Origin of the sequence: Burkholderia sp. E168m15 (genome assembly GCF_016586105.1) — a bacterium.
GTDB classification, from domain to species: Bacteria; Pseudomonadota; Gammaproteobacteria; order Burkholderiales; family Burkholderiaceae; genus Burkholderia; species Burkholderia orbicola.
The window spans coordinates 1-7,207 of record NZ_BCPO01000192.1 but is presented as its reverse complement, the minus strand read 5'-3'; the positions used below and the strand labels follow the sequence as shown (position 1 = coordinate 7,207).

The following is a 7,207-nucleotide window of genomic DNA, read 5'->3' as shown; positions in this document are numbered from 1 at the left end:
CAGCGACGTGCGCGTGCTCGACGTGCCGGCCGAACGCTTCATGCGCGATTCGCGGTCGCTGCAGCGAATCGGCGCGCAATTGCAGAAGGTCGAGTATCCCGATCATCTGCGTGTATCCGAGATCGTCGCGCTGCACCGCGCGATGTACGCACACACCGATGCGGCGATCACCGACGCGCTCGGCATCGCCGAACTGCTCGACAAGCCGTGCCGCGCGCTGTCGAAGGGGCAGCGCCAGCGCGTGGACCTGTACGTCGCGCTCGCGCACCGGCCCGAGCTGGCCGTGCTCGACGAGCCGTTCACGGGCCTCGACCGTCGCTATGCGGGCGTCGTGATCGACCTGCTGCGCGACCGCGCAAGCGGCACGAGCGTCGCGATGATCTGCCATTCGGAGGAGGAACTGAGCGTGGTCGACGATCTCGTCTGGGTGCGCGACGGCGGCGTGCGCTACCAGGGCGACCGGGACACGCTGCGCGCCGAGCTCGTCGGCGATGCGCGCGCGGTCCTGTATTGCCGCGACGCAGCCGATGCGCGCGCGCTGCGCAAGCGGCTCGCGGCGCTGCCCGGCGTGACCGGCGTGCGCGTGTCGGCCGCGCACGTGGTCGAGGCGTTCGGCGATGCGACGCTGCATCCGAACGTGCACCGGATCGTCGGCGAACAGGGTATCCAGCATCTCGCGCTCGCGCCGAGCACGCCGGGCGACCTGCTGCGCCTGTGCACCGAGGGCCCGACCCATGACTAAGGTGTTCCTGATCCTCGTGCGCAACGAGCTGCTCGGCTATCTGCGCAGCCGCTCGTCGCTGTTCTGGACGCTGGTGTTCCCGGTGTTCCTGCTGAGCGTGATGCTGTTCGCGTTCGGCGGCTCGGGCTCGCTCGGCACGGCCGACATCGCGTTCGACGTGCCCGGCGGCGCGACGCCGTACAACCAGGCGTGCAAGGCGCAGATCGTCGCCAGCCTGTCGCACAGCGACACGGTGAAGGCGACCTTCGGCGGCCGCGGCACGCCGGCCGAGCGCGTGACCGTCGTGCTCGGCGCCGACGAGCGCACGCCGGCAACGATCCGCTACGACTTCAACGGCTCGCTCGCGGTGAAGGCGGCGTCGCGGGTCGTCGAGATCGCGCTCGCACGCTGCGCCGCGCAGCGGCTCGGGCTGCCGGCCGCGCAGGCACGCTTCGAGAATGCCGCGCCCACGCGCCGCCCGTTCGACTATGGCGCGTTCTTCGCGACCGGCATCCTCGTGATGGCGTTCATGGCGATCGGCCTCAACTCGACGACCACCGCGATCGCGGCGCTGCGCGAGCGCAATACGTTCAAGCTGTACGTGTGCTTCCCGGTCTCGCGCGGCGTATTCCTCGCCGCGCTGATCGTCGCGCGGATGGCGATGATGGCGCTGTCGGCGCTCGTGCTGCTGACGGTCGCGCGCGTCGCGTTCGGCATCGCGCTGCCGATCGCGACGCCGGACGGGCTGCGCGCATTGCCGATCGTGCTGCTCGGCGCGGCGATGGTGCTGAGCATCGGCGTGCTGCTCGCCAGCCGCACCCGCTCGCTCGCGGCCGCCGAGCTCGCGTGCAACGTCACCTACTACCCGCTGCTGTTCTTCAGCGACCTGACGATCCCGATGCACGACGCGCCCGCATGGCTGAAGGCCGGGCTCGCGTTCCTGCCGACCAACCAGTTCGCCGTCGCGCTGCGCGGCGCGCTGGTCGACGGCGCGCCGTACGCGCAGCTCGCGCCGCAACTGCTCGGCATGACCGCGTGCACCGCGCTGTTCCTGTTCGCCGCCGCGCGGCTGTTCCGCTGGCACGACGCTTGACGCGTCGCCACGCTGTTTCGACGAAGGAGAGACACGATGAAATCGAACCATCCCATAACCGACTACCTGCTGCACGCGAGCAACTTCCTGCCGGCGATCGTGTTCCTGTTCTACGGCCGGCTCGGCCCCGAGCAGCCGGATCTGCGCTGGACCCACGCGTTCCTGATCGGCGGCGTGCTCGCACTCGTGCACGGCGCGTGGCTGATGCGCCGCGCGGAGCGCAACAGCATCGCGCTCGGCGTCGACCTGTTTCTCGTGATCGGCGCGGTGCTCGCGCTCGTGTCGCCGACAGGTAGCCGTCTGTGGGGCGAGGAACTCGGCCCGGCGGCGATGCTCGTCTGCGTGCTGGTGGTCGGCATCGTGCATACCGCGTGGTCGGACGGCGGCTTCGTCGACGGCACGTTCGTCGACCAGGCGCGTGCGCGGTCGCTGTCGCTCGTGCTGCTCGCCGTCACCGTCGTCGCGCTCGCGGTGTCGATCGCGATGCGCCACAGCCCGCTGTGGGGCGGCGTCGTGCCGCTGATCGCGCTGGTCGTCGTGCGCGGCCGGCTGCGCAAGCAGCTCGCGCGGGCCAGTTGACGATGAACGCGCTGCCCGCCCCCGCGGCACACGCCGCGCAACGGCACGCGCTCGCCGCGGCACTCGGCGACGGCTGGCTCGAAGGCGCGGCCTGCGAGCCGTATGCGACCGACGTCGTGCAGTACAGCGGCGTGCCGCTCGGCGTCGCGCGGCCGGGCTCGACCGCCGACGTGCGTGCGCTGGCACGCGTCGCCGTCGCGCACCGGATCGCGCTCGTCGCCCAGGGCGCGCGCACCGGGCTCGTCGGCGCGGCCGTGCCCGATCGCAGCGGCACGCAATGCGTGGTGTCGTTCGAGCGGATGCGCGCCGTGCGCGCGTTCGATCCGGCCAATCGCAGCATCACGGTCGAGGCCGGCGTACGGCTGTCCGACATCAACCGTCTGGCGGGCGAAGCGGGGCTCTGCGTGCCGATCGATCTCGGCAGCGATCCGGCGGCCGGCGGCCTCGTCGGCGCGAACGCGGGCGGCAGCCGCCTGATCAAGTACGGCGACGTGCGCCGTCACGTGCTCGGCGTCGAAGTGGTGCTTGCGGATGAAGCCGGCACCGTGATCGACGCGCTCGCGCCGCTGCGCAAGCGCAACGCGGGCTTCGACGTCGCGCAGTGCTTCATCGGCGCGAATGGCGCGAACGGCCTCGTCACCGCCGTGTCGTTCGCGCTCGCGCCGCTCGAACGGTCGTCGTGCGCGGCGTTCGTCGCGTTCGCGTCGTACGACGCGGCACTCGCCGGCCTGCTCGCGTTCGAGCGCGCATTCGGCGAGTTGCTGTCGGCATTCGAGTTCATGTCGGCGGCGGCGGTCGGCTGTGTCGCCGCCGCGTTTCCGACATTGCGCGTGCCGTTCGAGGCCGACGCTGCAGCCTGCTACGCGCTCGTCGAGATCGCGACCGGCATGCCGGGGCTCGATGCGTTGCTCGAGGAACGCACCGTCGCGACGCTCGACGCCCTGGCGAACGAACGCGTCGTGCTCGACGCGGCGTGCGCGCCGGCGGAACGGTTCTGGCGGATTCGCGACGCGCTGCCGGCCGCGGTCGCGCAGGACGGCGTGCCGCTGTCGTTCGACGTGTCGTTTCCGCGCGGCGCGCTCGCCGGATTCGTCGCCGATGCCGAGCAGTGGCTCACCGCCGCGCATCCGCCGCTGCGCTGTCATGCGTTCGGCCATTTCGGCGACGGCGGCTGCCATCTCGTCGTGTCGATTCCGCATGCCGAAGCAGCACGCTACGGCGCGCTGCAGCAGGTGGCGCTGCGCGGCGCGCTGTACGACCGCGTCGTACAGGCAGGCGGCTGCTTCAGCGCGGAACACGGCGTCGGGCCGGTCAATATCGCGTACTACCGCAAGCACGTGCCGGCCGCGCAACGGCAGGTCGCATCCGCCATCCAGCACGCCGTCGACCCGCTCGGCCTGATCGGGCGGGTCCGTTACTGATGCACCGTTTCGACACCCCAAGGAAAATTCGCATGATGTCGCCACGCCCGCCCAGCCCCGCCGTCACCGCCGAGCCGGACGATTCATCGTCGGCGGGCATTCCCGCGCTGCCTGACTCAGGCGCGATGGTCAACGTGCGCGGCGTCGCGCATGTCATTGAATTGCCGCCGCGTGACCACGCGCGGCCGGCGTTGTGGCGCGAGCTTGCGCTCTGGCGCAACGATCGGTCGGCTGATGACGCATCGGACGGCGACGCCGAACCGGACGCGCCGCGGGGTTAGGTGAACGTTCGCGCCGCACGCAGAATCAGTTCGTCCCGTCGTACGTGACGATCTCGATCCAGTTCGCGCCCTTGCCGACCGGATACTTGCCGATCGCGTCGAGATGCCCGGTGTGGCCGTCGATCCGGTACACGGCCAGCGTCGGCGACAGCTGCCCCGCCGCGAGCAGATACTTGCCCGACGGATCGATCGCAAAACCGCGCGGCTGCCGTTCGGTCGCGAACGTGCCGATCCGCGCGAGCCTGCCCGATGTCGCGTCGACGCGATACCCGGCGAGCGTGCTCGACGTGCGCTCCGATGCGTACAGGAAACGCCCGTCCGGCGTCAGATGGAGATCGGCGCCCCATGGCTTGTCGCCGTGAAAATCGGGCGGCAGGATCGACACGGTCTGGATCGGCCGCGCATCGGCGCCGCCGTGCGACAGCGCGAGCACGTGCAGCTTGCCGTCGAGTTCGTCGATCAGGTACGCGAAGCGGCCGTTCGACGAGAACACGAAATGGCGCGGGCCCGACTTGTCGGGCAGCCGGTACGCGGGCGTCGTGTCGTCGGTCAGCATTCCCGTCGACGCATCGAACGGCAAGCGCAACCACGCATCCGCGCCGAGCACCGACGCGAACGCGTAGCGGCCGTCCGGCGACTGGCGGATCGCGTGCGCCATCGGGCCGGTCTTCACCGTCTGCCGCACGTCGCCCGCGACGCCGTCCGCGCCGATCCGGTTCACCGCGAGCAGGTTGCCGCCATACGACGCCGAGAACAGGTAGCGGCCCGACGCATCGGTCGACACGTACGCCATGCTGTCCGCGAGCGGCGCGCGGCCCAGCTCGATCAGCCGCCCGTCGAGCGGATTGATCGCGAAGCTGACGACGCGATACGGCGTCGAACGCAATGCCGCGTACAGGCGCCGATGATCGGGCGACAACGCCATCGGCATCACGGTGCCGTCGACCGGCACGGTTTCGATCGCGGTCAGCGCACCGTTCGCCGTGTCGACGCTGAACACCGAGATATCGCGGCTGTCGCTGTTCGACACGTACGCATACGTCGCCGCGTGCGCGAGCGAGGCCGCCATCGTCAACGCAGCAGCAGCCACGGCGCGCCGCAGGAGAGTCGTTTTCATGGAAGTGCCGGGAAGTGAAGAAAGGGAACCGCGCATGCAACCGCGGCGCCGGACCACCTCGGTCGTCCGGCGCCGCGACGGGCGAAACGCGCGCCGCAATCAGAACACCGCGTGCCCGCTGATCAGGCTCGGCAGCCACGTCGAGAAGAACGGCATGTACGTGACGATGTTGATCGCGCTGAAGATCGCGAGGTAGTACGGCCACGCCATCTTCGTCGTCTCGCCAATCGACACGTTGCCGATCGCGCAGCCGACGAACTGCACCGACCCGATCGGCGGGTGCACGAGGCCGAGCGAGCAGTTCAGCAGCAGCATGATCCCGAACTGCACCGGCCCGACGCCGCACGCCATCGCGATCGGCAGGAACAGCGGCGTCGTGATCAGGATGTGCGCGGCCATGTCGACGAACGTGCCGAGGAACACCTGGATGATGTTGATGTACAGCAGCATCAGCCACGGCGCCGCGGTCGACTGCTTCAGCAGCCCTTCGATCGCATCCGGAATCTCCAGGTACGACATCTGGAAGCGCAGCATGTTGGACACCGCGATCAGCAGCAGCACGACGCCCGTCGTGCGTGCCGCATGCGACAGCGCGCGGCGCAGCTTCTCGGCCGTCAGCGTCCGGTAGACCACCGCGGTCAGCACCAGCGAGTACACGACGGCGATCGCGGCCGCTTCGGTCGCGGTGGCGATGCCCTTCGCGACGCACACCAGGATGATCGCGATCACCATCAGCCCCGGCACCGCGCCGACGAAGCTGCGCAGCACCGCATACCAGCCGGGAAACCGCGGCAGCGCGGACGAGCCGTCCTCGCGGCGCGGATAGCCGTGACGCACGGCCTGCCAGTACGCGGCGGCGAGCACGAAGCCCATCACCCACAACACCGGCAGGAGCCCCGAGAACAGCAGGTCGCCGATCGACACGCCGCTCACCGGCTGGCCGTGCAGCATCCCGGTGATGCCCTGCGCGGCGAACGCGTAGATGATCATGTTGGTCGACGTCGGCATCAGCGCGCCGGCGAGCGACGCATGCGTCGTCACGTTGACCGCGTACGCGGCGCTGTAGCCTTCGCGCTTCATCAGCGGAATCACCACGCCGCCCATCGCCGACGTATCGGCGGTCGGCGAGCCCGACACGCCGCCGAACAGCGTGCACGCGACGACGTTCGCCATCCCGAGGCCGCCGCGGAAGTGGCCGACGGTCGCCTGCGCGAAGCGCAGGATGCGGTCGGCGATGCCGCCGTGCAGCATCAGTTCGCCGGAGAAGATGAAGAACGGCACCGCGAGGAACGAGAACGCGTTCATTCCCGAGATCATCGCCTGCATCGCGGTCGCGATCGGCAGACCTTCGACCATGTAGGTCAGCACGCATGCAATGCCGAGCGCGAACGACACGGGCACGCCGAGCACGAGAAATATCAGAAAACTGACGGACAGGATCGCGAGTTCCATGGCGTTATTGTCCCGACGAAGAACGACGAAGCGCGAGCAGGTGCTCGAGCGAGAAGAAGATGATCGCGACCGCCGCGGGCATCGTGATCAGGTAGCGCACGCCTTCGGGCAGCCCGATGATCGGGATGCGGTCGCCCATCGTCTCGACGGCCATGCTGCCGCAGCCGATCATGATCATGATCGCGAACGCGATCAGGCTCAGGTGCTGGATCGCGATGACCACCGTACGTGCCTTCGGCGACAGCCGGCGCACCAGCGAATCGAGGCCGATATGGCCGCCGTCGCGCACCTTCATCGCGGCGCCGAACATCGCGATCACGATCACGAGCAACAGCGCGATCGGCTCGACGAAATCCGGCGCGTTCTCGAACACGTAGCGCATCACGACCGCGTAGAACACCAGCACCGTGAGCACCGCGAGACACGACGACGCAATCACAGCCAGCACGCGGAACAGCACGTCGTTCACGCAGCGCAGCAGCGGCGCTGCATGCGGCCGCGCGGGCGGCGTGCCGTCCGGGGCGGCGGCCGACCCGCCCGCGG

8 protein-coding genes are annotated in these 7,207 nt (G+C 69.6%); 5 read left to right on the top strand and 3 right to left on the bottom strand.

Annotated elements, in window-relative coordinates:
• From JMF86_RS30610 to JMF86_RS30590, 5 genes are all read left to right on the top strand, one after another.
• Positions 1–742, top strand: a 742-nt coding sequence (locus tag JMF86_RS30610) for an ATP-binding cassette domain-containing protein (RefSeq protein WP_201317258.1), incomplete at its 5' end; no start/stop codon positions are given.
• Entirely contained in the window at positions 735–1,814 is a 1,080-nt protein-coding gene (locus tag JMF86_RS30605) for an ABC transporter permease (RefSeq protein WP_054928594.1), read from the top strand. The genes JMF86_RS30610 and JMF86_RS30605, both read left to right, overlap by 8 nt.
• Before the next feature lie 36 nt (positions 1,815–1,850).
• A complete protein-coding gene (locus tag JMF86_RS30600) occupies positions 1,851–2,393 on the top strand; it encodes a hypothetical protein (RefSeq protein ID WP_012337019.1) in 543 nt (180 codons plus the stop codon).
• Positions 2,394–2,395: 2 nt separating this feature from the next.
• Positions 2,396–3,814: an FAD-binding oxidoreductase gene (locus JMF86_RS30595; protein ID WP_054928593.1), complete on the top strand. Its 1,419-nt coding sequence runs from the start codon at positions 2,396–2,398 to the stop codon at positions 3,812–3,814.
• 32 nt (positions 3,815–3,846) lie between these two features.
• On the top strand, positions 3,847–4,095 hold the full coding sequence (locus tag JMF86_RS30590; protein WP_197285619.1) for a hypothetical protein: 249 nt from the start codon (positions 3,847–3,849) through the stop codon (positions 4,093–4,095).
• 25 nt (positions 4,096–4,120) lie between these two features.
• Here the strand turns inward: JMF86_RS30590 and JMF86_RS30585 are convergent, their stop codons facing one another.
• From JMF86_RS30585 to JMF86_RS30575, 3 genes are all read right to left on the bottom strand, one after another.
• Positions 4,121–5,212, bottom strand: coding sequence for a beta-propeller fold lactonase family protein (locus JMF86_RS30585; protein WP_201317257.1), 1,092 nt, complete (start codon positions 5,210–5,212; stop codon positions 4,121–4,123).
• 99 nt (positions 5,213–5,311) lie between these two features.
• Positions 5,312–6,664: a TRAP transporter large permease gene (locus JMF86_RS30580; RefSeq protein WP_006481162.1), complete on the bottom strand. Its 1,353-nt coding sequence runs from the start codon at positions 6,662–6,664 to the stop codon at positions 5,312–5,314.
• A gap of 4 nt (positions 6,665–6,668) precedes the next feature.
• A partial coding sequence (locus tag JMF86_RS30575) for a TRAP transporter small permease (protein WP_236593041.1) occupies positions 6,669–7,207 on the bottom strand: 539 nt, incomplete at its 5' end.